General features: G+C 65.2%; 17 protein-coding genes. 16 read left to right on the top strand and 1 reads right to left on the bottom strand.

Annotated elements, in window-relative coordinates; translation table 11 throughout:
• The first annotated feature begins 1 nt into the window (after position 1).
• The 4 genes from glgA to AB0T83_RS16485 are packed head-to-tail and all read left to right on the top strand — an operon-like array spanning position 2 to position 7,135.
• Entirely contained in the window at positions 2-1,438 is a 1,437-nt protein-coding gene (gene glgA, locus AB0T83_RS16470) for a glycogen synthase GlgA (protein ID WP_366194346.1), read from the top strand.
• Positions 1,435-3,543 carry a glycogen debranching protein GlgX gene (gene glgX, locus AB0T83_RS16475; RefSeq protein WP_366194316.1) on the top strand — a complete coding sequence of 703 codons (2,109 nt, stop codon included), beginning with the start codon at positions 1,435-1,437 and terminating at the stop codon, positions 3,541-3,543. Before glgA ends, glgX begins: the two co-directional genes overlap by 4 nt.
• Positions 3,540-5,507, top strand: coding sequence for a 4-alpha-glucanotransferase (gene malQ, locus AB0T83_RS16480; RefSeq protein ID WP_366194317.1), 1,968 nt, complete (start codon positions 3,540-3,542; stop codon positions 5,505-5,507). Before glgX ends, malQ begins: the two co-directional genes overlap by 4 nt.
• Positions 5,504-7,135, top strand: a complete 1,632-nt coding sequence (locus AB0T83_RS16485; RefSeq protein WP_366194318.1) for an alpha-D-glucose phosphate-specific phosphoglucomutase — start codon at positions 5,504-5,506, stop codon at positions 7,133-7,135. The genes malQ and AB0T83_RS16485 overlap by 4 nt, the downstream gene beginning before the upstream one ends.
• 25 nt (positions 7,136-7,160) lie before the next feature.
• Here the strand turns inward: AB0T83_RS16485 and AB0T83_RS16490 are convergent, their stop codons facing one another.
• Complete coding sequence (locus tag AB0T83_RS16490) at positions 7,161-7,640, bottom strand: Lrp/AsnC family transcriptional regulator (RefSeq protein ID WP_435891186.1); 480 nt, start codon at positions 7,638-7,640, stop codon at positions 7,161-7,163.
• 122 nt (positions 7,641-7,762) lie between these two features.
• On the opposite strand from AB0T83_RS16490, the gene AB0T83_RS16495 reads away from it, so the two are divergent.
• From AB0T83_RS16495 to AB0T83_RS16550, 12 genes are all read left to right on the top strand, one after another.
• A complete protein-coding gene (locus tag AB0T83_RS16495; protein WP_366194319.1) occupies positions 7,763-9,253 on the top strand; it encodes an aminotransferase class V-fold PLP-dependent enzyme in 1,491 nt (496 codons plus the stop codon).
• Positions 9,254-9,255: 2 nt separating this feature from the next.
• Positions 9,256-10,581: an MFS transporter gene (locus AB0T83_RS16500; RefSeq protein ID WP_366194320.1), complete on the top strand. Its 1,326-nt coding sequence runs from the start codon at positions 9,256-9,258 to the stop codon at positions 10,579-10,581.
• A gap of 42 nt (positions 10,582-10,623) precedes the next feature.
• The gene (locus AB0T83_RS16505; RefSeq protein WP_366194321.1) at positions 10,624-12,090 is read left to right on the top strand and encodes an NAD(P)-binding domain-containing protein; all 1,467 of its coding nucleotides are present in this window, start codon (positions 10,624-10,626) and stop codon (positions 12,088-12,090) included.
• A complete protein-coding gene (locus AB0T83_RS16510) occupies positions 12,087-12,578 on the top strand; it encodes a hypothetical protein (protein ID WP_366194322.1) in 492 nt (163 codons plus the stop codon). The genes AB0T83_RS16505 and AB0T83_RS16510 overlap by 4 nt, the downstream gene beginning before the upstream one ends.
• Positions 12,575-13,165 carry a peroxidase-related enzyme gene (locus tag AB0T83_RS16515; RefSeq protein WP_366194323.1) on the top strand — a complete coding sequence of 197 codons (591 nt, stop codon included), beginning with the start codon at positions 12,575-12,577 and terminating at the stop codon, positions 13,163-13,165. Before AB0T83_RS16510 ends, AB0T83_RS16515 begins: the two co-directional genes overlap by 4 nt.
• Positions 13,162-14,262, top strand: a complete 1,101-nt coding sequence (locus tag AB0T83_RS16520; protein WP_366194324.1) for an NAD/NADP octopine/nopaline dehydrogenase family protein — start codon at positions 13,162-13,164, stop codon at positions 14,260-14,262. The genes AB0T83_RS16515 and AB0T83_RS16520 overlap by 4 nt, the downstream gene beginning before the upstream one ends.
• A gap of 68 nt (positions 14,263-14,330) precedes the next feature.
• Positions 14,331-15,437 carry an ABC transporter substrate-binding protein gene (locus AB0T83_RS16525; RefSeq protein WP_366194325.1) on the top strand — a complete coding sequence of 369 codons (1,107 nt, stop codon included), beginning with the start codon at positions 14,331-14,333 and terminating at the stop codon, positions 15,435-15,437.
• Between the two features lie 76 nt (positions 15,438-15,513).
• The gene (locus AB0T83_RS16530) at positions 15,514-16,509 is read left to right on the top strand and encodes an ABC transporter permease (RefSeq protein WP_366194326.1); all 996 of its coding nucleotides are present in this window, start codon (positions 15,514-15,516) and stop codon (positions 16,507-16,509) included.
• Entirely contained in the window at positions 16,509-17,294 is a 786-nt protein-coding gene (locus tag AB0T83_RS16535) for an ABC transporter permease (RefSeq protein WP_366194327.1), read from the top strand. Before AB0T83_RS16530 ends, AB0T83_RS16535 begins: the two co-directional genes overlap by 1 nt.
• Before the next feature lie 2 nt (positions 17,295-17,296).
• Positions 17,297-18,391: an ABC transporter ATP-binding protein gene (locus tag AB0T83_RS16540; protein ID WP_366194328.1), complete on the top strand. Its 1,095-nt coding sequence runs from the start codon at positions 17,297-17,299 to the stop codon at positions 18,389-18,391.
• A 482-nt stretch (positions 18,392-18,873) separates the two neighbouring features.
• Positions 18,874-19,821 carry a carbon-nitrogen hydrolase family protein gene (locus AB0T83_RS16545; protein WP_366194329.1) on the top strand — a complete coding sequence of 316 codons (948 nt, stop codon included), beginning with the start codon at positions 18,874-18,876 and terminating at the stop codon, positions 19,819-19,821.
• 79 nt (positions 19,822-19,900) lie between these two features.
• Positions 19,901-22,678, top strand: a complete 2,778-nt coding sequence (locus AB0T83_RS16550) for an aminotransferase class I/II-fold pyridoxal phosphate-dependent enzyme (RefSeq protein ID WP_366194330.1) — start codon at positions 19,901-19,903, stop codon at positions 22,676-22,678.
• Positions 22,679-22,684 lie beyond the last annotated feature (6 nt).

A 22,684-nucleotide genomic window follows, 5' to 3' on the forward strand; every position in this document is an offset into this window, starting at 1 on the left:
AATGCAGGTCTTGATGGTGGCGTCCGAATGCGCCCCTTTCGCAAAAACCGGGGGGCTGGCCGATGTGGTCGGCGCCCTGCCTGCGGCCCTTGCGCCGCTGGGGATCGACGCACAGGTTCTGATGCCCGCCTATCCGGCGCTGTTCCCGCTGCTGCCCGAGGGCGAAGAGGTCGCGACGTTCGAGGGTCTGCCCGGTGGTGCCGGGCGCGTGGTACGTGTCACCGCGCGCGGGGTGCCGCTGCTGCTGCTGGACATGCCGCAGCTCTTCGACCGTCCCGCCGGGCTTTATATCGACGAGACCGGCAAGGATTGGGCGGACAATCCGATCCGCTTCGGCGCCCTGTCGCGGGCCGCGGCCTGGATCTGCGCCGGCGCCATCGAAGGCTATGCGCCCGACGTGCTACATGCCCATGACTGGCAGGCGGCACTGGCCCCGGTCTATCTGAAGATGGACGGGCGCGGTCAGCCGCCGTCTGTCCTGACCATTCACAACATCGCCTTTCAGGGGTTGTGCGGGCCGGAAACCCTTGGGCCGCTGGGTCTGAAGGGGGACTGGTTCCATCCCGAGGCGCTGGAATACTACGGCCAGATCGGCTTCCTGAAGTCCGGGTTGGTGTTTTCCGATCGCATCACCACCGTCAGCCCGACCTACGCGCGCGAGATCCTGACGCCCGACTTCGGCATGGGGCTGGAAGGCGTGTTGCAGAACCGCGGCGCGGCATTGAGCGGGTTGCTCAACGGCATCGACACCGAGGCCTGGGATCCCGCCACCGATACAGCCCTGCCCAGTCCGTTCGAGGCGCGGAGCCTCAAGCGCAAGGCCGAGAACCGCGCCGCCGTCTGCAAACGCATGGGGCTGGACCCCGACGGCACCGGGCCGCTGTTCTGTGTCATCAGCCGCCTGACCGGCCAGAAGGGTCTGGATGCGCTGCTTGAAGCGGTGCCGCATCTGGTCAACCGGGGCGCGCAGCTGGCGGTTCTGGGCACCGGCGCGCCAGAGCTGGAGCGCGGCTTTGTGCAGGCCGCCGAGGCTTTTTCGGGCCGCGTCGGCACCGTCATCGGCTATGACGAGACGCTGGCCCACCTGTTGCAGGGTGGCAGCGACGCCATCCTGATCCCGTCGCGGTTCGAACCCTGCGGCCTGACTCAGCTTTACGGGCTGCGCTATGGCACGCTGCCGGTGGTGGCGCGCACCGGCGGGCTGGCCGACACCGTCATCGATGCCAATGCCGCCGCCGTCGCCGCCAAGGCCGCGACCGGTTTCGTCTTTGACGAGGTCAGTGCCGAAGGCATCGCGCAGGTGATCGACCGGGTCGTCGAAGCCTATGCCGAGCCGCGACAGTGGCAGGCGATGCAACGCGCGGCGATGAAACAGCCGGTCGGCTGGGAACGTTCGGCGCGCGGATACGCCGACCTTTACGCGTCGCTGGCCCCATGAACTGTCACACCGCTGTGGATGCCCTGTTCGAACCCGGCCGCCCGACCCGCCTGGGCGCGCATTTCGACGGGGGGGGCACCAATTTCGCGGTGTTCTCGCAACATGCGACGCAGGTCTACCTGTGTCTCTTTTCGCCGGACGGACAACGCGAGGAACGGCGGCTGCCGCTGCCAGAACGCACCGGCGATATCTGGCATGGCTACCTGCCCGGCTTGCGGCCCGGCACGCTGTACGGCTACCGGGCAGACGGGCCCTACGCGCCGGATCAGGGGCATCGGTTCAATCTTCACAAGTTGCTGCTGGATCCCTACACGCGCGAGTTGCGGGGTGGGTTCACCGATCATCCCACCACCTACGGCTACAGGACCGATGCGGCTGAAGCGGACCTGATCATCAACCCTTGCGACAGCGCCGCCCATGTGCCCAAAAGCGTGGTGTCGCACCCCGATCAGTTCCGCCCCGATGCCGAGACCCTGCAACGGCCCTGGGATGACACCCGGATCTACGAGGCGCACGTCAAGGGCGCCACGATCCGGCATCCCGGCATTCATCCCTCGCTGCGGGGCACCTTCGAGGGCATGGCCGCGCCCGCCATGCTGGATCACCTGACGCGGCTTGGCGTCACGGCGGTGGAACTGCTGCCTGTGCAGGCGCTGAAGTCCGAGGGCGCGCTTGCCGCGCGCGGGCTGGTCAACTACTGGGGCTACAACACCATCGGTTTCTTCGCCCCCGAGCCGCGCTATTTCGGCCCCATGGGCGTGCAGGGCTTCCGCGCGATGGTCAACCGGTTTCACTCGGCCGGGATCGAGGTGATCCTGGACGTGGTCTACAACCACACCGCCGAGGGCGATCATCTTGGCCCGACCCTGTGCTTTCGCGGGCTGGACAATGCCGCCTATTACCGGCTGCAGGACGGCGATCCGCGCCACTATGTGAACGATACCGGCTGTGGCAACACGCTGGATGTCAGCCATCCCTTCGTGCTGCGCATGGTGATGGACAGCCTGCGGTTCTGGGTCGAAGTCATGGGCGTTGACGGCTTCCGCTTCGATCTGGCCACGGCGCTGGGGCGCGAGGCGCACGGCTTTGATCCGCATGGCGGATTTCTGGATGCGTTGCGCCAGGATCCGGTGCTGGCCGGGGTCAAGCTGATTGCCGAGCCGTGGGACATTGGTCCGGGCGGTTATCAACTTGGCCGGTTCCCGCCTGAATTCGCCGAATGGAACGACACCGGGCGCGACACCTATCGCCGGTTCTGGCGCGGCGACCAGAAAAGCGCGCAGGCGCTGGGATCCGCGTTGCTGGGCTCGTCCTCGGTGTTCGAACGGCCCGGCCGCCGGACCTGGGCCGCGATCAACTATGCCGCCTCGCACGATGGTTACACTCTGGCGGATCTGACCTGCTACGAGCGCCGCCACAATCACGCCAACGGCGAATGCAACCGCGACGGGCACAAGGCAAACTTCAGCGAGAATTTCGGCGTCGAGGGCGCCTCTGACAGCCCCGTCATCATCGCAAACCGCAAACAGAGACAGCGCAATCTGCTGGCCACGGTCTTCCTTTCGCAGGGCACCCCGATGCTTCTGGCGGGCGACGAAGGCGGGCAGACGCAGCATGGCAACAACAATGCCTATTGCCAGGACAACGACACTAGCTGGATCGACTGGGAAGCGCTGGACCCGGATCAGATTGCCTTCACCGCTGCGCTGACGCGGTTCCGACACGACCATCCGGTGCTGTGGCAAAGCCAGTATCTGCACGGCGCCACGCGCGCCTCGGACGGGCAACGGGACGTGGAATGGTGCGATTTTGACGGCGGCGCGCTGGACTGGCACGACCCGGCCCTGGCCGCCCTGTGCCTGCATCTACGCGGCTGCGCCGAATGTCTCAAGGGCGATGCCCTGCGCGACGAAGTGCTGATCGCCATCAATCGCAGTCCCAAGGACCGCATCCTGCACCTGCCCAATCCCGGCGCGCAGGACTGGACCCGCGCCATCGACACCCACCGGGTGCGTCAGGGGAAAAAGCGGGAAACGACGCGCGAAACCACGATACAGGCGCACTCGCTGGTGGCCTTCTGCCTGACCGGAGACGCCTCCGCATGAGCCGCTCTGCCGATCAGGATCTGGCCGATCTGGCGCACTGGCACGGCGTTCACACGGCCTATCACGATCTTGACGGTCAGCGGCATCCGGCCTCGCCCGATACCCTGCGCGCGCTGCTGCGCGCCCTGGGGGTCGCGGCCACGTCGGGCGCCGAGGTCGCGCAGGCCCTGGCCGAAGCGCGCAGCGACAGCGCCTTGCCCGACGAGATCATCGTGACCGCCAACGCCCGATGGCAGGCTTCGGTCGGGACATCGTTCGACTGGGTGTTGCTGGCCGAGGACGGCACCCAGATCGCCGAAGGCCGGGCAGAAGACAGCCTGCATCTGCCGGCACTGGCGATGGGCTACTACCTGTTGCAGGGCCCCGCTGCCACCACGCCAACCCGCGTGCTCGCGCGTCCCGCCATGGCCCCTGATGTCACGTCCCGCACCGGGCAGGACCGCAGCTGGGGCATGACCGGCGCGCTCTATGGGCTGCGCAGTGCCGACAACGGCGGGTTGGGCAGCTATGCCGATCTGGCGCGGGCGGCCGCGGCGCTGGGACAGCAGGGGGCGCAATTCCTCGGGATAAACCCGGTGCACGCGCTGGGGTGGAGTGTTCAGGACATCATCAGCCCCTATTCACCCACCCACCGGGGCTATTTCAACACCGATCATGTCGCGCTGCCGGGTCTGGGTCCGACCCCCGCCGATGGGCTGATCGACTATGCCGCCTTCCGCGCCCGTCACAAGCCTGCGCTGGAAGCCGCCTATATCCGCCAGAAGGACAGCGCCGCCTTTCAAGCCTGGCGGGATGCGGCAGACGATGATCTGAAGACCTTTGCGCAATTCGAGGCGCTTGGCGAAACCCGCAGCCATGATTTCCGTGACTGGCCCGAGACTCTGCGGGCGCCCGGACCGGCTGCCATCAAGGCTGCCGGCGCGCGCGCCGATTTCCACGCCTGGCTGCAATGGCAGGCCGAAACCCAGATCGCGGCCGCTCAGGCCAGCGCCCGCGCGGCGGGCATGTCGCTGGGACTGTATCTGGATCTGGCCGTCGGGCCGCGCCCGGATGGGGCCGAGGTCTGGATGAACGGTGCCACCATCGCGCGCGGCGTCACCATCGGCGCCCCGCCTGATCAGCTCAGCCCCGAGGGTCAGTCCTGGGCGCTGGCGGCCCATGCCCCCGGCCCGCTGGCCGCCGCGTTCTACGCGCCGTTCCGAAAGATGCTGGCGCGCCTGATGCGGCACTGCGGCCTGCTGCGCATCGACCATGCGCTGGGGCTGGCGCGCAGTTTCTGGCTGCCCGACGACGGCAGCCCCGGCGGCTATGTCTCCATGCCGTTTCAATCGCTACTGGCGGTGATCGCCATCGAGGCCACCCGCGCAGGCTGTGTCGTCATCGGCGAGGATCTGGGGCTGGTGCCGGAAGGGTTCCGCGCCACCATGAACGACGCGGGGCTTTACAGCTATGCGGTCTGGCAGTTCGAAACCCGCCACGACGGCACCATCCTGCCCGCCAGCGCCATGCCGACCCGAAGCCTTGCCTGCTTCGGCACCCATGACACGCCCACCATCGCCGGGTTCTGGCACGGCGCCGACATCGAATGGTGGCAGCGCGTCGGCTGGATTTCCGAGGGCGAGCGCATCCGCCGCCACGGCTTCCGCGCGCGCCAGCGTCACAGCCTGCGCGCCGCCTGCGATCTGCCGCCCACAGCCCCCAAGGGCCAGATTCTGGACGCCATCCACGCCGGTCTGGCGCAGGCGCCCTCGGCGCTGGTCTCGGTGCAACTGGATGATGCCCTTGGCGTGACGCAAGCCCAGAACTTGCCCGGCACCATCGACGAGCATCCCAACTGGCGGCGGCGCCTGCCCGTGCCGGTCGAGGAATTTTCAAAGAACGAGGCCCTGCGTCATGTCACCGGCGTGATGCAAAGCCACCGTCCCCCACTGCCTGCCCCACGTGAGAAAGACATCGCCTCATGACCAAAGTGACCCAGCCCTGCACCCCGTTCGAAGGCCAGAAGCCCGGCACCTCGGGCCTGCGCAAGAAAACCCGCGTCTTCATGCAGCCCGGTTTTGTCGAGTGTTTCGTGCAATCCACCTTCAACGCCGTCGGCGGCGTGGCGGGCAAGACCCTCGTGGTCGGCGGCGACGGACGCTATTTCAACGCCGAGGCGATCCAGATCATCCTGCGCATGGCCGCGGCCAATGGCGCCAAGCGGGCCATCGTCGGTCAGGGCGGGCTGCTGTCGACCCCGGCGGCGTCGAACCTGATCCGCCAGCGCAAGGCGGACGGCGGGCTGATCCTGTCCGCCAGCCACAATCCCGGCGGGATCGACGCGGATTTCGGCCTGAAGTACAACATCTCGAATGGCGGGCCGGCCCCTGAAGGCGTCACCGATGCCATCTTCGCGCAGACCAAGACTATTTCCGAGTATCACACGCTGGACACCGCCGATCTGGATCTGAACCAGATCGGTGAGACCGCGCTGGACGAAATGGCGGTCGAGATCGTCGATCCGGTGACCGACTATGCGGATCTGATGCAGACCCTGTTCGACTTCGACGCCATCCGCGCCCTGTTCGCGGGCGGCTTCTCCCTGCGGTTCGATGCCATGCACGCGGTGACCGGCCCCTATGCCACGGCGATCCTTGAAGGGCTTCTGGGCGCGCCCGACGGCACCGTGATGAACGCAGTGCCCTCGGTGGACTTCGGCAAGGGGCACCCCGACCCGAACCCGATCTGGGCCAAGCCCCTGGTCGATCTGGTGATGGGCGACGATGGCCCGGATTTCGCCGCGGCCTCGGATGGCGACGGCGACCGCAACATGATCCTTGGGCGCGGCATCTATGTGACCCCCTCCGACAGTCTGGCCGTGCTGGCCGCCAATGCGCATCTGGCGCCGGGCTATGCCGGCGGGCTGGCCGGGGTCGCCCGCTCCATGCCCACCAGCCGTGCGGCGGACCGCGTGGCCGAGGCCAAGGGGCTGGGCTGCTATGAAACGCCCACGGGCTGGAAGTTCTTCGGCAACCTGCTGGACGCGGGCAAGGTCACCCTGTGCGGCGAGGAGAGCGCCGGCACCGGCAGCGATCACGTGCGCGAGAAAGACGGGCTGTGGGCGGTGCTGCTGTGGCTGAACATCCTGGCGGCGCGCAAGGTGTCTGTGCAGGACATCCTGGCCGATCACTGGCAGACCTATGGCCGCAACTACTATTCCCGCCACGATTATGAAGCCATCGCCACCGACAAGGCCAATGCCCTGATGACGGGGTTGACCGACCGGATGGACGATCTGCCCGGCACCGTAGTCGGCGGGCTGACCATCGCCGGGGCCGACCAGTTTTCCTATACCGATCCGGTGGACGGGTCTGTCAGCCGCAACCAGGGGCTGCGCATCCATTTCGAAGGCGGCGGGCGCGCGGTGCTGCGGCTGTCGGGCACCGGAACCGAGGGCGCCACGCTGCGGGTCTATCTGGAACGCTATGAACCTGCCGGGGGCGACTTGTTTCTGGACACACAAGACGCGCTGAGCGGGATCATCGCCGCCACCCGCGCCCTGTGCCAATTGACCGAAACCACCGGGCGCACCGCGCCCGATGTGATGACCTGATCACCGCTGACCGCCCCCCGGTTCGTCAGCGCCGGGGGGCGGTCGGCTGCAACGGTACCGGGCGCTGTTCTTCCATTGCCTCCATGGCGAAGAACGACGTGACGGTTTCCAGCTCGATCCCCGCGATCAGGCGGCGATAGCAGGCGTCATAGCTGGCCATGTCACGAGTGACGATCTTCAGCAGGTAATCGTATTCGCCGCCGATACGGTAGAAATCCACCACGTCGTCCAGCGCGGCGACGTGCTTGCGGAATTTCTCCAGCCATTGCGCGGAATGGTGGCGGGTGCGGATCATCACGAAGACCACCAGCCCGGCCCCCACCGCATCGCGGTTCAGCAGCACCGTGTAGCCGCGAATCGCGCCCTTTGTTTCCAGCACCTTCAACCGCCGCCAGCAGGCGTTTTGCGACAGGCCGACCTTGTCGCTGAGCGCCCGCTGCGACTGCGAGGAGTCTTTTTGCAGTTCTGCCAGTATCCGGCAGTCGATGTGATCTAGCGAAATCATAATATGTCTATCATATGATAGAATTCTGGCCGAAGTATAGCAAAATCATGTGATGATTTCGCGGGGGGGATGGGTCAGTACTGGTCGGGACAGTCCGTCTGACCTTTCCTGCCCGAGTGACCATGCAACCTTTGGAACAATTTCGCGAAACCCTCTCGGCCCCCGATCTGGTGGCGCGCCTCCGCGCGGGGCTGATCGGCAACAATGCGACCATTCCCGGCCCCTATGGACCGCGGCCGCTCGTCTATGCGGATTACGTCGCCTCGGGCCGTGCCCTGACCCAGATCGAGGATTTCATCCGCGACGAGGTGCTGCCCTATTACGCCAACAGCCATACCGAGGCCTCGTATTGCGGGGCCTTCTGCACCCGGTTGCGCCATGCGGCGCGGGCCGAGATCGCGCGGATCATCGGCGCATCCGAAGACCACAGCGTGGTGTTCACCGGCGCCGGCGCCACGGCGGGTCTGAACCGGCTGGTGGGTCTGCTGGACATCCCCGCGCTGGTCGCGGGCGGCGGGCGGGCGGTGATCCTGATCGGCCCCTACGAGCATCATTCCAACCTGCTGCCGTGGCGCGAAAGCGGCGCCGAATGCATCGAGATCCCCGAGGCCGCGCAGGGCGGCCCGGACATGGCGGCGCTGGAGCAGGCGCTGGTCGCGGCGCAGGGCGCGGATCTGATCGTCGGGGCGTTTTCGGCGGCCTCCAATGTCACCGGCATCCTGACCAACACCGACGCGGTGACGCGATTGCTGAAGGCGCATGGCGCGCTGGCGATCTGGGACTATGCCTGCGGCGCGCCCTACATCGACATGCAGATGCGCGCGGGCAGCGAATGCGCCAAGGATGCCATTGTCTTCTCGGCCCACAAGTTCCCCGGCGGCCCCGGCGCCTCGGGTGTGCTGGTGGTGCGCGATGCCATCGCCCGGCGCAGCACGCCAACCCTGCCCGGCGGCGGCACGGTCTCCTTCGTGTCGCCGTGGTCGCATGTCTATTCCGAAAGCCTGACCGATCGCGAGGAAGGTGGCACACCCAACGTGGTCGGCGACATCCGCGCGGCGCTTGTGCTGATGGTGAAAGAGGCGCTTGGCCAGGACTGGCTGGACCAGCGGCAGGCCGCGTTGCGGGCCCGCGCGCTGGCAGTCTGGAAGACCAATCCGCGCCTCCAGCTTCTGGGCAATGCCCACGCGCCGGCGATCCCGATCTTTTCGTTCCGCATCCGCGACGGCGCGGGCGGGCATCTGCATCACCAGTGGTTCACCCGTCTGCTGAGCGACCTGCACGGTATTCAGGCGCGCGGCGGCTGTGCCTGCGCGGGCTCCTATGCGCATCGGCTTCTGGGGCTCGACAAGGCGGCTTCGGATGCGACGCTGGCGGCGCTGGAAACCGGGCAGGAAACCGAGAAACCTGGCTGGGTCCGGCTTAATCTTTCGGCATTGCTGACCGATGAGAAGGCAGATTTCGTCATCGACAGTGTCGACAATCTTGCGCGGGTTGCGGCATGTTACCGGGACGACTACGAGGGCGACCCGAACACCGCCCGTTTCACCCACCGCAGCTTGCGCCCGTCCGGTCAGCCCGCCCCGCTGCCCGAGGCGCGCACGGAAAGAGCCTAGATTTGAACCACCCGCTCAGAAATCCCCAGTTCCGGCGGCTGTTCGCGGCGCAGATCCTGTCTTTGACGGGGGTAGGGATTCTGACGGTGTCGCTGGCGCTCAGCGCCTATGATTTTGGCGGCATCTCGCTGGGCGGGGCGATGCTGGGGGGCATCCTGGCGCTGAAGATGGTGGCTTACGTGCTGGTCTCGCCGGTGGCCGAAGCGGCGCTGTCGCGCTACCCGCGCCGGCCGGTCCTGGCGATGATCGACCTTGTGCGCATGGGCGTCGTCGCGCTGATGGCGCTGGCCGTGGGGCCGTGGCAGGTGGCGGGGCTGGCCTTCGTGTTCTTCGCCTTTGCCTCCGGCTTCACGCCGCTGTTCCAGTCGGTGATCGCCGACATGATCCCGGACGAGGCCGAATATGCCCGCGCGCTGGCCCTGTCGCGGCTGGCCTACACGCTGGAGTCGATCCTCAGCCCGGTGATCGCCGCGCTGGCGCTGAACCTGATCGCGCCGGGGCAGTTGTTCTTCCTGGCCAGCCTCAGCTTTGCGGGATCCATCGCGATGCTGATGCTGACGCGGTTTCCCGCCCATGTGGCCACCGCCAAGACCCCGTTCCGGCAACGTCTGCCGCGTGGCTTGCGGATCTATCTGCGTACCCCGCGCCTGCGCGGCCTGTGGCTGATGCAATTCGCCCTGTCGCTGATGATGGCCTGGGTGCTGGTCAATTCGGTGATCTACGCGGGCGCACATTTCGATACCGGCGTCGAATTCTATCCCCGGCTGATGACCTGTTATGGCCTGGGCGCGGCTGCGCTGGCCCTGCTGGTGCCGCGCCTGCTGGACCATGCCAGCGAACGGCGGATCATGACGCTGGGGGTTGTGATCTTTGCGGCCCTCGGGGCGCTGGTCCTGCTGTCGCCCGGCGAGACCGGGGCGCTGGTCCTGTGGTTCGGCTTCGGGGCGGCGTCCTCGCTGGTGCTGACCCCCGGCGGGCTGATCATCACCCGTTCCAGCACCCCGGAAAACCGCCCGGCGGTGTTTGCCGCGCAATTCGCCCTGTCGCATGCGGGCTGGCTGCTGGCCTATCCGGCCGCCGGACTGCTGGGCGCGGCCGTTGGTCCGGCCCCGGCCATGGCCGGGCTGTGCATCGCCGCCCTTCTGACGCTGGTGCTGGCCGCCCGCGTCTGGGTGGCCGAACCGCCTGCCGGTCTGGTCCACGAACATCCCGAACTTCCCGAAGGCCATCCGCATTTGCGCGAACATCACGCGCAGGGCCATCGCCACCGGCATCGCTATTTCATCGACGACCTGCACCCGCATTGGCCCGGCAGCACCACCGCCTGAGCCCACCCCGTGCAGATGAACTTCAGAGGTAAAAGACAGACCATGACACAGCCCCCATTGCCCAGCATCGACGGCGCCGGACTGCCCGCACTGGAAGCGCGCCTGCACGAGGATCTGGCCTTCCTGTGCTGCCCCGGAAAATCCTGGGTACCGCCGCGAAGCCATGGCGGGGAGCCGGTGCACGACGTGGTCATCATCGGCGGCGGCATGTGCGGGATGGTGGCCTGGCTGGCGCTGAAGACCGGCGGCATCCACAACATACGGGTGCTGGACCGCTCCCCGGCGGGCTTCGAGGGGCCGTGGCTGAACTATGCCCGCATGGTCACCCTGCGCTCACCCAAGGAACTGACCGGCCCTGCCTATGGCCATGGCGCGCTGACCTTCCAGGCGTGGTACCGCGCCCAGCATGGCACCGCCGCGTGGGAGGCTTTGGGCAAGATCCCCCGGCCAATGTGGATGGACTATCTGCGCTGGTATCGAAAGGTGCTGGACATCCCTGTCGAGAACGAGGTCTCGGTGGATCTGGTGGAACCCGAAGGCGACCTGCTGCGGCTGCACCTGTCGGGGGCGGCGCAAGGCTCGATCCTGACGCGCAAGCTGGTGTCGGCCACCGGGCGCGACGGCACCGGCAAGCCCAACATTCCCGGTTTTGTCCGCGACCTGCCGAAAGCGTTCTGGGCGCATTCCGCCGATGACATCGATTTTGCCGGTCTGAAAGGCAAGAAGGTGGCGGTGATCGGTGTCGGCGCCTCTGCGGTGGACAACTCTGCCGAGGCGCTGGAGCATGGCGCCGCCGAGGTTCGCCACCTGATCCGGCGCAAGACCATGCCCACCGTCAACAAGATGATGGGCATCGGCAGCTTTGGCTTTACCGCCGGGTATTCGGCCATGGACGACGCCTGGCGCTGGCGCTTCATGCAGTACAGCTTTGCCACGCAGACGCCTTCGCCGCATGGCTCGACCCTGCGGGTCAGCCGCCATGACAACGCCTATTTCCACTTTGGCAAGGCCACGACGAAGACCGAACAGGTTGGCGATCAGGTGAGGATCAGCTTTGCCGACGGTACAAGCTGGACCGCCGATTTCCTGATCCTTGGCACCGGCTTCATCACCGATCCGCTGCAACGCAAGGAGTTCGGCGATGCCGCCGGGCAGATCCAGCTTTGGCAGGATGTCTACACGCCGCCTGCGGGCGAGGAGAACGCCGACCTGGGCCGTTTCCCCTATCTGAACCCGGATTTTACCTTCCGCGAGAAAGTGCCCGGCACAGCGCCCTGGCTGAGAAACGTCTATTGCTTCAACTATGGCGCCACGGCGAGCCTGGGCAAGGTCAGCGGCGACATTCCCGGCGTCTCCGAAGGGGCCGCATGGCTGGCCCGCGACATTGCCGCGACGCTTTACACCGAAGATGTAGAGGCCCATTGGCAAGGCATGCTGGACTACGACACGCCCGAGCTGGACGGTACCGAATGGGTCGAAAGCGATCTGCCGCAGGAGGTCGAGGCGTGAGCGACATCTGGTCAACCACCGCTGTGGCCGAAGGTGGCGTTGCCCCAGTAGGCCCTGGCGCGGTGGCGGTGATGTTGCGGGCCAACATCCTTGAGATGACCCAGACCGCCGAAGAAGCGGTACTTGCGCCCGCAGACTGCGGCGCATGGCCTGCTGATCTGCGCGCCGCGCTGGCGTCCCGCATTGCCCGGCTGAACCGGATGGACGCGGTGGCAGACCGCTATGCAGGCCGCATGACCGGCACCGCCCATGCCGACCTGACCGACCCCGGTCAGGATGGCGCGGCAGAAGGACTGGCCGAAGTCGTGGCCTTCATGGACAATGTCGCGGTGCAGACCCGCGACATTGCGGCAGCGGATATCGCCGGTCTGCAAGCCGCCGGGATCAGCGACGCCGATATCGTCCGCCTGTGCGAGTTGAACGCCTTCCTGGCCTACCAGTTGCGCCTGATCGCCGGGCTGCGCTTGATGACGGAGACCCGCGCATGACCGCCCGCGTGATCCATAAGTTCACCCGCAACGTGCCGCAATGGCGGCCGCGCGTGACCCCGGTCGATCTGGCCGAAGCGACACCCGCGCAACTGGAGGCCCTTCAGGTCACCCCGTCCAACACCAAGGTGTCGGAATATGTGTTGACGCTGGCCCATGACGTGGAAAGCCTGAAAGTGCGCTCGCCGCTGTTCAACGCGATCATGTACGACAAGGAAGGGCTGAGCCGGTCCGAGCGGGAGTTGGGCGCGCTTGGGGCCTCGATCGTGAACCGCTGCATCTATTGCGCCGCCGTTCATGCCTCGCGGCACGCCCAGATCGAAAAGGACACGCGCGTCACAGACGAGTTGTTTGCCAAAGGTGAAAATGCCGACCTGAGCCCGCGCGACCGGGCGATCTTCGACTTTGCCCGCAAGCTGTCCGCCGCCCCCTCCGAGGCCAGTGCCGAGGACATGGATGCCCTGCGCGCCGCCGGTCTGGACGAAGCAGAAGTGCTGGACCTGATCCTGTCCACCGCGCTGTTCGGCTGGGCCAACCGGCTGATGCATGTGCTGGGCGATCCCGTCCGCGAGGAGGGTTCCGCATGAGCCTGTCCATTGGCATCGCGGGCGCAGGCTCCATCGCGCTGGCCACCGCTGCCCTGCTGGAAAGCCGGGGCCACAGGGCGGTTCTGTGGTCACCGTCGGGGGCGGGCACCCAGGGGTTGGAGGGCGGCATCACTGCAAGCGGCGCGCTGGACGGGCAGTACCGGCCCGCTATTGCCCAAACGCCAAAGGACCTTGCCGCGACCGATGTACTGCTGGTGGCGGTGCCCGGCTATGGTCACAAGGCGGTGTTCGACGCGCTGGCCCCGGTGATCTGCGAGGGCCAGCATGTCATCATCTCGTCGCATGCTTCCTTCGGGGCGCTTTACCTGCACGGCAAGCTGGCCGAACGCGGCGTGAGCGCGCCGATCACCTGCTGGGGCACCACCGCCGTGACCGGGCGGCGGCAGGACGGGGCGGCGGTTCTGGTCAACACCATCCGTGCCCGCATCGACATGTGCACCGTGCCCGCCGATCAGCAGGACGCGGCACTGGACCAATGCGAAGATCTGTTCGGCCCGGTCTTCGCCCCGCGCGACGGCCTTCTGGCAATCACCTTGTCGAACCTGAACCCGCAGAACCACATGGGCATCGCCCTTGGCAACATGACCCGCATGGAACGCGGCGAAAACTGGAGCCAGGGCCAGAACGTCACCCCCAAGGTCGGCCGCCTTCTGGAACGGCTGGACGAGGAACGGCTGGCCATCGCCAATGCGCTGGAGCTGTCGGTCAAGACCATCTTCGAGCATTTTCACCAGTCGTTTCACGTGCCGGTCGCTTCGATCTCGGACATGAACCAGCAGATGCACGCGCAGGGGAATGGCGGCACCGGACCGGCCACCGCCGACAGCCGCTACGTGACCGAGGATGTGCCATACGGTCTGCTCCCGGTGGTTGTTCTGGGCCGGCTGGCAGGCAAACCAGCAGTGCTGCACCAGGCCGGGATCGACATCTTCTCGGCCATGTACGGACGCGATTTCGCCACGGAAAACCAATTGCTGTCGGCGCTGGATCTGACAGCTTTCAGCCTGGATGACTTGACCATGGCAGCGCATACCGGGATCCTGCCTGACGCAACGCAAACAACGCCAAGCGCCTGACAAGGGCGTCCTCACCCTCGCGAAGGGACCGGTCCGGTCCTTTTTCGAACCAACAAGGAGACACAGACATGTCGAAACTGATCCTCAATCGCAGGAAGTTCCTGGGCACCACCGCCGCCACGGCGGGGATCCTGGCCAGCCCGGCCTACCTGCGCCGCGCCCATGCCGCGGGCGGCGAAGTCAACGTCTGGACCTACAACGATTTCGTGCCGGCCGATTTCAAGAAGGACTTCGAGAAGGACACCGGCATCCAGATCAACGTCCGCCTGGTGGACGACCAGGGCAAGCAGTTCAACCTGCTGGCCGCCGAGCAGCCGAACCCGACCGTGGACATCATGACCGTGGCCGGCCACCGCTTCCTGCAGTTCATTGAAAACGATCTTCTGCAGCCGCTGGACGTGGATCGCCTGCCCAACTGGAGCACCATCAACCCGGTGTTCTCGGAAAGCGACTGGTCGACCATCAACGGCAACAAATGGGGCGCGCCGATCCTGTCCGGCATGGAAGTTCTGGCCTACAACAACGAGTTGGTGCCGGAAGAGGATGTCCAAAGCTGGATGACGTTCTTCTCGGACAAGTACAAGGGCCAGACCGCCTATACAATTCAGGACATGATGTCGATCGTGATGCTGATGAAGGGCTATGACGGCAACATGGTTGCCTATCTGGACGACCCCGAGCGCGCCGCCGAGATCGTCGCCGAGGCCCGCGACTTCCTGATCGAGAAGAAGCCGTTGGTGCGCAAGTACTATGACGGCGGTGCCGAAGTGCAGCAGATGTTCGTCAACCAGGACATCGCAATGGCCTGCGCCTGGAACGGTCCCATCGCGGCGCTGATGGCCGACGGGTTCCCGGTGTCGATGACCATTCCGAAGGAAGGCTCCTACGGTTTCGTCTACACTTACAACATCGCCAACAACTGCCCGAACCTCGACAACGCCTATACCTTCCTGAACGCCATCCTGGCCGAACCGGAGATTGGCGCGGCGATGACCCGGGCGTCGGGCTTCATCTCGACCTTCAAGGGCGCGGACGCCTATCTGACCGATGCCGAGAAGGCCGCGTCTTCGTTCAGCGAAGAGGAACTGGCCAACCTGCAGTTCTTCCGCGCCGAAGCCAACGAGATGAAATACGGTCTGGTCGATCCGGCCGTGGAAGCCATCAAGGCGGCCTGACCAACCACCATTGCTTCGGGCCGCGTCCGGCTGGCCCGAAGCCACAGGTTCTGCAGTGGCAGGAAGGATAGTAACCATGACCAACACGGCATCTGTCGGGGCCAAACGTGGCGCCCCCGCCGTGACCCGGCCCCCGGCGTCGGAAGACGCCACCCGTTGGGGCCGTCTCGTCGCCTGGAAACCCTACCAGGCCCTGACGGGTTTGATCTTTGCGTCGCCGCGTCGACAATTTCTGTTGCTGGGCATCATCCCGCTGATCTGGCTGATCACCCAGCATCTGGGCCCGATGCTGCAGATGTTCCAGGTCAGCCTGCTGGATGCCTATCCGGTAGCACCTGGGAAAGAAACGCATTTCACATTGGACAATTACGGGACGTTCTTCACCGAAAGCGTGTTCCAGAAACCGTTCTTCCGAACCATCATCTACTCGGCCTCGCTGACCTTCGTCACCCTGCTGATCACCTATCCGGTGGCCTATTATCTGGCCCGCTACGTCAAGCGCGAGAACCAGCTGGCGCTGCTGCTGCTGGTGCTGATCCCCTTCTGGACCGGCGAGATCGTGCGCACCTATGCGATCATGATCCTGCTGGGCAACAACGGCGCGGTGAACATCGCACTGCAATGGCTGGGGCTGATCGACCGGCCCATCCCCTTCATGTTCACCGGTTTCTCGGTCAGCGTCGGGCTGATCTACCTGACCGCGCTGTACATGCTTTTGCCGCTGTATTCCGCGCTGGAAAAACTGCCGCGCAACTTCACCGAGGCCGCCGCCGATCTGGGCGCGGGCCCCTGGACCCGGTTCCGCCGCATCACCCTGCCGCTCAGCCTTGAGGGCATCGGCTCGGGATGTACGCTCGTGTTCCTGATCTCCACCGGCTATTACGGCACGCCGGTGCTGCTGGGCGGTCCCAACAGCACGGTCTTTGCCCAGACCATCGCCGGCTTCTTCCATGTCGCCGGGGACAAATGGCCCACCGGTGCGGCCTTCGCCGTCATCATGTTCGTGGCCGCCCTGGTGCTGAGCGGGATCTTCACCCGCCTGATAGCCTTCCTTCGCAAGGGAGACAGCTGATGTCCCGTTCGCATCGCGTCGTTCTGTCCGTCGTCTTCTGGGCCTTCGTGGTCTATCTGTTCGTGCCGTTGGCGCTGATGATCCTGATGGGGTTCAAGGACAGCAAGTTCATCGGCTTCCCGATCAAATCCTACACGCTGGACTGGTACATCGGGGTCTTCGGCGACACCGAACTGATGGTGACCTTCCTGTATTCGGTGGTCATCGCCGTGGCCTCGACCCTTGTGTCGGTGCTGATGGGCACCTGGCTGGCGGTGCTGCTGGCGGGGCGGGCCTTTGTCGGCCGCGCGGCCGTCTATGCGCTGATGATCCTGCCGGCGCTGGTGCCGGGCGTGATCTCGGCCATCGCCTTTCGCATCTATGCCCGGCAGCTGGGGATCGAACCGGGGATGTTCGCCATCATCTGGGCGCATGCGGTCCACAACGTGCCCTTCGTGACACTGGTGGTCATGGCGCGCCTGACCACCCTGCCGAAAAGCATGGGCGAAGCCGCCCGCGATCTGGGCGCCGATCCCTTCGTGACCTTCACCCGGATCACCCTGCCCTATCTGAAACCGGCACTGATGGGGGCCTCCATCTTCTGCCTGCTGCTCAGCTTCGACGACTTCGTGCGCTCGTTCTTCCTGGGCAGCTATCAACCGACGCTTCCGGTGCTGATCTTTGCCAAGCTGCGCTCGGGCATGTCGCCGGAAATCAATGCAATCTCTGCCGTGGCGCTGGTGCTGACCGCGGTGCTGGGGGTCTGGGCCGAACGCTCCAGCCGCCGCATGAACAAGGACACCTGATCATGAGCTCCGAAAAGGAACCGCTTGTCCGCCTGGAAGGGATCTCGAAGAGCTTCGGCAAGGCCGTCGCCCTGCACGAAATGGACCTGACCATCAGTCCCGGCGAATTCGTCACCTTCCTGGGGCCGTCGGGCTGTGGCAAGTCCACCACCCTGCGCATCCTCGGCGGGTTCGAAAAACCCGACACCGGTCGCATCATCCTCAGTGGCGAGGATGTGACCGCCCTGCCGCCCGAACGCCGCCACATCAACATGGTGTTCCAGGATTACGCGCTGTTTCCGCATATGACCGTGGCGCAGAACATGTCCTTCGGGCTGGAGCTGAAAGGCATGTCCAAATCCGCGATCAAGGCGCGGCTGGACGAATTGATGGCCTTTCTGGAACTGACACCCTTTGCCGACCGTTACCCCTCGCAACTGTCGGGGGGGCAGCGGCAGCGGGTGGCGCTGGCGCGCGCGCTGGCGCCGGATCCGGACCTGCTGCTGCTGGACGAGCCGCTGGGTGCGCTGGACGCCAAGCTGCGCCACCAGGTGCAGCTTGAACTGAAGTCGATCCAGCGCCGCACCCACAAGGCCTTCTTCTTTGTGACCCACGATCAGGAAGAGGCGCTGACCATGTCCGACCGCATCGTGGTGATGAACGCGGGCCGCATTGAACAGGACGGCACGCCCGAGGATCTGTATTTCCGACCGGCCAGCCGCTTTGTCGCCGAATTCGTGGGCGACACCAACCTGATCGAAGGCGAGATTCGCGGCGTGGACCGCGCCAGCGGACAGGTGCGTTTCGACTGGCAGGGCATCCCTCTGACCGGACTGGCAGCCTCCGGCGCGCCGCAGGAAGGGCAGAAGATGGCCGCCTCGCTGCGCCTGGAAAACCTGTCGCTGCATGCCGAGCAGCCGGGCACGGCCAACGCCGTGCGCGGGCGGATCACCGAGCGCGTGTTCCTGGGCAGCCGCAGCGCCGTGGACATCGCGCTGGAGGATGCACCGGGCCAGACCCTGCGGGTGTTCACCGATGTGGCCACCCTGTCACAGCACGGTGATGCGCCTGTCTGGGTGTCGTGGGACGCCGACGCCATGGCGATCCTGCCGCATTGACGTGCGCGGGGCCGCCCGGCGCGGCCCCGGAACTGCCTTGTGTGACACCGCGTGACCCGGCCTTGCCGCCCGGGCAGGCCGCCGCTGCCGGAAAAATATCTGTTTCATTCGCCGGCGACTCGCGCCAATGTGGCTGACAATGATCACATGCGTGACGAAAAACCATGACAGGCGACCCGATCCCTCGCGGGATCCTTCCGTCCTTACCCGCTGATGCAACCGCGTCATGCCTTTGCCTGTCCAGCCTTGCCGTGCCCTTCCGAGACCGGGCCGGCGCGGGTGCCTTGCGGCATCGCCCCGAAACGGGAGAAGTCGCCACTGGCTGCGAGGTTTGACCGCCGATCCACTTGGCAGACACCCCTGCCCCTGCTGATGACACGGCAGGCCAACACCTGAAAATCCGGTCCCGCGCGGCGCAGAAACAGCGCACGTGGGGCCCCCGACCTTCGGTCCCAACCGGACCACCAGGAGACCACACGAGTATGACCCCCTTTGCTATTGCCGGCATCCAGATGCATGTCGATGCGCTGCATTCCAATGTCGATGCCATGTTGCACCGCGTCGACATTCTGATGGCGCGCTTCCCCTGGACCCAGATGGCGGTGTTCAGCGAATTGGCCGCCCATGGCCCGCTGCACCGTTTTGCCAAACCCTTTCCCAACGACGACATCGCCCGGTTCCAGGAAAAGGCGCGCAAGCACAAGCTGTGGCTGATCCCCGGCTCGATGTTCGAAACCAAGCCCGATGGCCGCATTCTGAACAGTTCGGTGGTGATCGATCCGGACGGCAACATCGTGGCCAAGTATTCCAAGATGTTTCCCTTCCGCCCGTATGAGGAAGGGATCTCGGCGGGCAACGAATTCTGCATCTTCGACGTGCCCGAGGTCGGCCGCTTTGGCCTGTCGATCTGCTATGACATCTGGTTTCCTGAAACCACCCGGCAACTGACCAGCCAGGGGGTCGAGGTGCTGCTGCACCCGGTGCTGACCGGCACAGCAGATCGCGAAGCCGAAATCGCCATCGCGCGGGCCACAGCGGCGCAGTTCCAATGCTATGTCGTTGACGTCAACGGGCTTGGCTCGGGCGGGGTCGGACGGTCTCTGGTGGTCGATCCCTCGGCGATGGTGCTGCACCAGTCGGCGGGACAGGATGACATGTTCCCTATCGAGATCGATCTCGATCAGGTCCGCCGCCAGCGCGAATTCGGCCTGAAGGGGCTTGGCCAGGTGCTGAAAAGCTTCCGCGACCGCGAGGTCAATTTCCCGATCTACGATCCAAGCAGCGGCTCGGACGCCTATCTGCGGGCCCTGGGGCCCTTGGAAACGCCCAAGCAGGGATCCCTGGCCGGTCTCAGCGCCGCCGACCCGCGCACCATGCTGGAAGAGGCCGAGGAAAAGGCAATCGCCAACTGGCACCGCGAAACGGGATAGACGCGCCCGCTCATTCCCCTGTGTCGTACAAGTTCGCGTCAATACGAGATTTCACCAGCCACAGAGAGCAGGTTTGACCATGACGAAACGACCAACCGAAGCGTCCGGAACCAAACCGGATCAGGCCGGCGGAAAGAGCCTGCCTTCGATCGGGGAATACTACAGCGCCACGCAACTGCGCGCCGACCGGTGGAGCACCCTGCGGGAGGTTGCCGAAGGTCTGGGGCTGCATCCGTCCGAAAGTCGCCAGCAGAAAACCTTGCTGAACCGCGCCGAACAATTGTTTGCGGCCCTGGCCCCCATCGAGGCGTACTGGGCCTTTCCCGGCGCGGCCGCCTTCGAACACATGCGCAGGCTGCTGGAACATCGCAACATCGACGACTTCTGCCACAGTGTGCTGCGCACCGCGCGGGCACTGGCGTCGGGGGCCTATCGCCGCCGCGTCGTGCCCCTGATGTCGAGCGAGATGGATGCCGAGGATTTCGAGGACGAAGCCTCGCTGTCGCCCGAGGCCCGCGCGCTGGGGCGGCCCTATTTCGAGGTGCTGATCGTCGATGACCTGAGCGAGCATCAGGAACGCTGGCTGCGCCAGAGCCTGCAACGCGCTCGTCGCCCCGAGGATGCCTTCATCTATGAACCGGTGATCGTCCCCAGTCTGGAAGACGCGCTGATCGGCATCATGTTCAACTTCAACGTGCAGGCCGTGGTGGTCCGGCCCGGTCTGGCCCTGAAGTCGCGCAACGGTGTGTCGATCCTGAACAAGTACCTCACCAGCGTCAGCGAGGATGAAGAGGTCGACGGGCTGCGGCCCGAGGAATACGGCCCCGAAACCTGCCGTCTGGTGCACAAGATCCGGCCCGAGCTGGACACCTATCTGGTCACCGACCGCTCGGCCGAAACCATCGCGGCGATGGATCTGGGCGGCTGCCGGCGGGTGTTCTACAATCAGGAAGACTTCCTTGAATTGCACCTGAACATCCTGCGCGGGGTGAACAGCCGGTTCAAATCGCCGTTCTTCACGGCGCTGAAGGAATATTCCAAGCAGCCCACGGGCGTCTTCCACGCCATGCCGATCAGCCGAGGCAAATCCATCGCGCGCAGCCACTGGATCCAGGACATGGGCGCGTTTTACGGGCCCAACATCTTCCTGGCTGAAACCTCGGCCACCAGTGGCGGACTGGACAGTTTGCTGGAGCCCAAGGGGCCGATCAAGAAGGCGCAGGAATCCGCGGCCCGGGCCTTTGGCTCGAAACAGACGTTCTTTGCCACCAACGGCACCTCGACCTGCAACAAGATCGTGGTGCAGGCCCTGATCCGGCCGGGTGACATCGTGCTGGTGGACCGCGACTGTCACAAGTCGCACCACTACGGCATGGTGCTGGCCGGGGCCAACGTGGTCTACATGGACAGCTATCCGCTGCACCAGCATTCCATGTACGGGGCGGTGCCCACCAAGGAAATCAAGCACAAGCTGCTGGAACTGAAAGCCGCCGGGAAACTGGACCGGGTGCGCATGGTGCTGCTGACCAATTGCACCTTCGACGGGCTGGTCTACAACACCGAACGGGTGATGGAGGAATGCCTGGCGATCAAGCCCGACCTGGTGTTCCTGTGGGATGAAGCCTGGTTTGCCTTTGCCCGCTTCAACCCGGCCTATCGCCGCCGCACCGCGATGTATACGGCCGGAGCGCTGCGCCGGACGCTGAAAAGCCCCGAACGGGCGCTGGCCTGGGAACAGCAGCAGGCCGATCTGGCCGATGCGGACGACGAGACCCTGCTCAACACCCGGCTGATCGCGCCGCCACACGCGCGGGTGCGGGTCTATTCCACGCAATCGACCCACAAGACCCTGACCTCGTTGCGGCAGGGCTCGATGATCCATGTCTACGACCAGGACTTCAAGGGCGAGACCGAACAGGCCTTCCACGAAGCCTATATGACCCATACCTCGACCTCGCCGAACTACCAGATCATCGCCTCGCTGGACGTGGGCCGGCGGCAGGTTGAACTGGAAGGCTATGAGTTCGTGCAGCGCCAGATCGACAGCGCCATGACGCTGCGCCGGGCCATCAACACCCATCCCAAACTTGAGAAATACTTCAAGGTGTTGACCGTGGCCGACATGATCCCGGCCGAGTACCGCGAAAGCGGGATCGAAAGCTACTATGATTCAAAGCAGGGCTGGACCGATGCCTGGGATCACTGGGGCAGCGATGAATTCGTGCTGGACCCCACCAAGGTGACATTGGCCGTGGGTGGCACCGGTTGGGACGGCGACACCTTCAAGACCCAGATCCTGATGGACAAGCACGGCATCCAGATCAACAAGACCTCGCGCAACACCGTGTTGTTCATGACCAACATCGGCACCACGCGCTCGTCGATCGCCTATCTGATCGAGGTGCTGCTGGGCATTGCCAACGATCTGGACGATCTGCTGGACGATGCCTCGATCATGGAAAAACGGTCGTTCGACAACCGGGTCAAGAGCCTTGTGGAACATGTGCCGCCGCTGCCCGATTTCAGCCGCTTCGACATGGCCTTCCGCCACGGCGAAACCCCCGAGGGCGACATCCGCACGGCCTTCTTCCTGGCCTACGACGAGGAAAATTGCGACTATCTGGATCTGGACGACGGGATCATGGCCAAGCTGGACGCGGGCGAACAACTGGTGTCGGCCTCGTTCATCATCCCCTACCCGCCCGGCTTTCCGATCCTTGTGCCCGGACAGGTCATCAGCCGCGAGATCCTGACATTCATGCGCGCGCTCGACGTGAGCGAGATCCACGGCTACCGCCCGGATCTGGGCCTTCGGGTCTTCGCCCCCCACGCCCTGGAGCGTCTTTCGAAGAACTGAACCACC

The sequence above is a fragment of the Meridianimarinicoccus marinus genome, assembly GCF_040689105.1.
Classification (GTDB): Bacteria; Pseudomonadota; Alphaproteobacteria; order Rhodobacterales; family Rhodobacteraceae; genus Meridianimarinicoccus; species Meridianimarinicoccus marinus.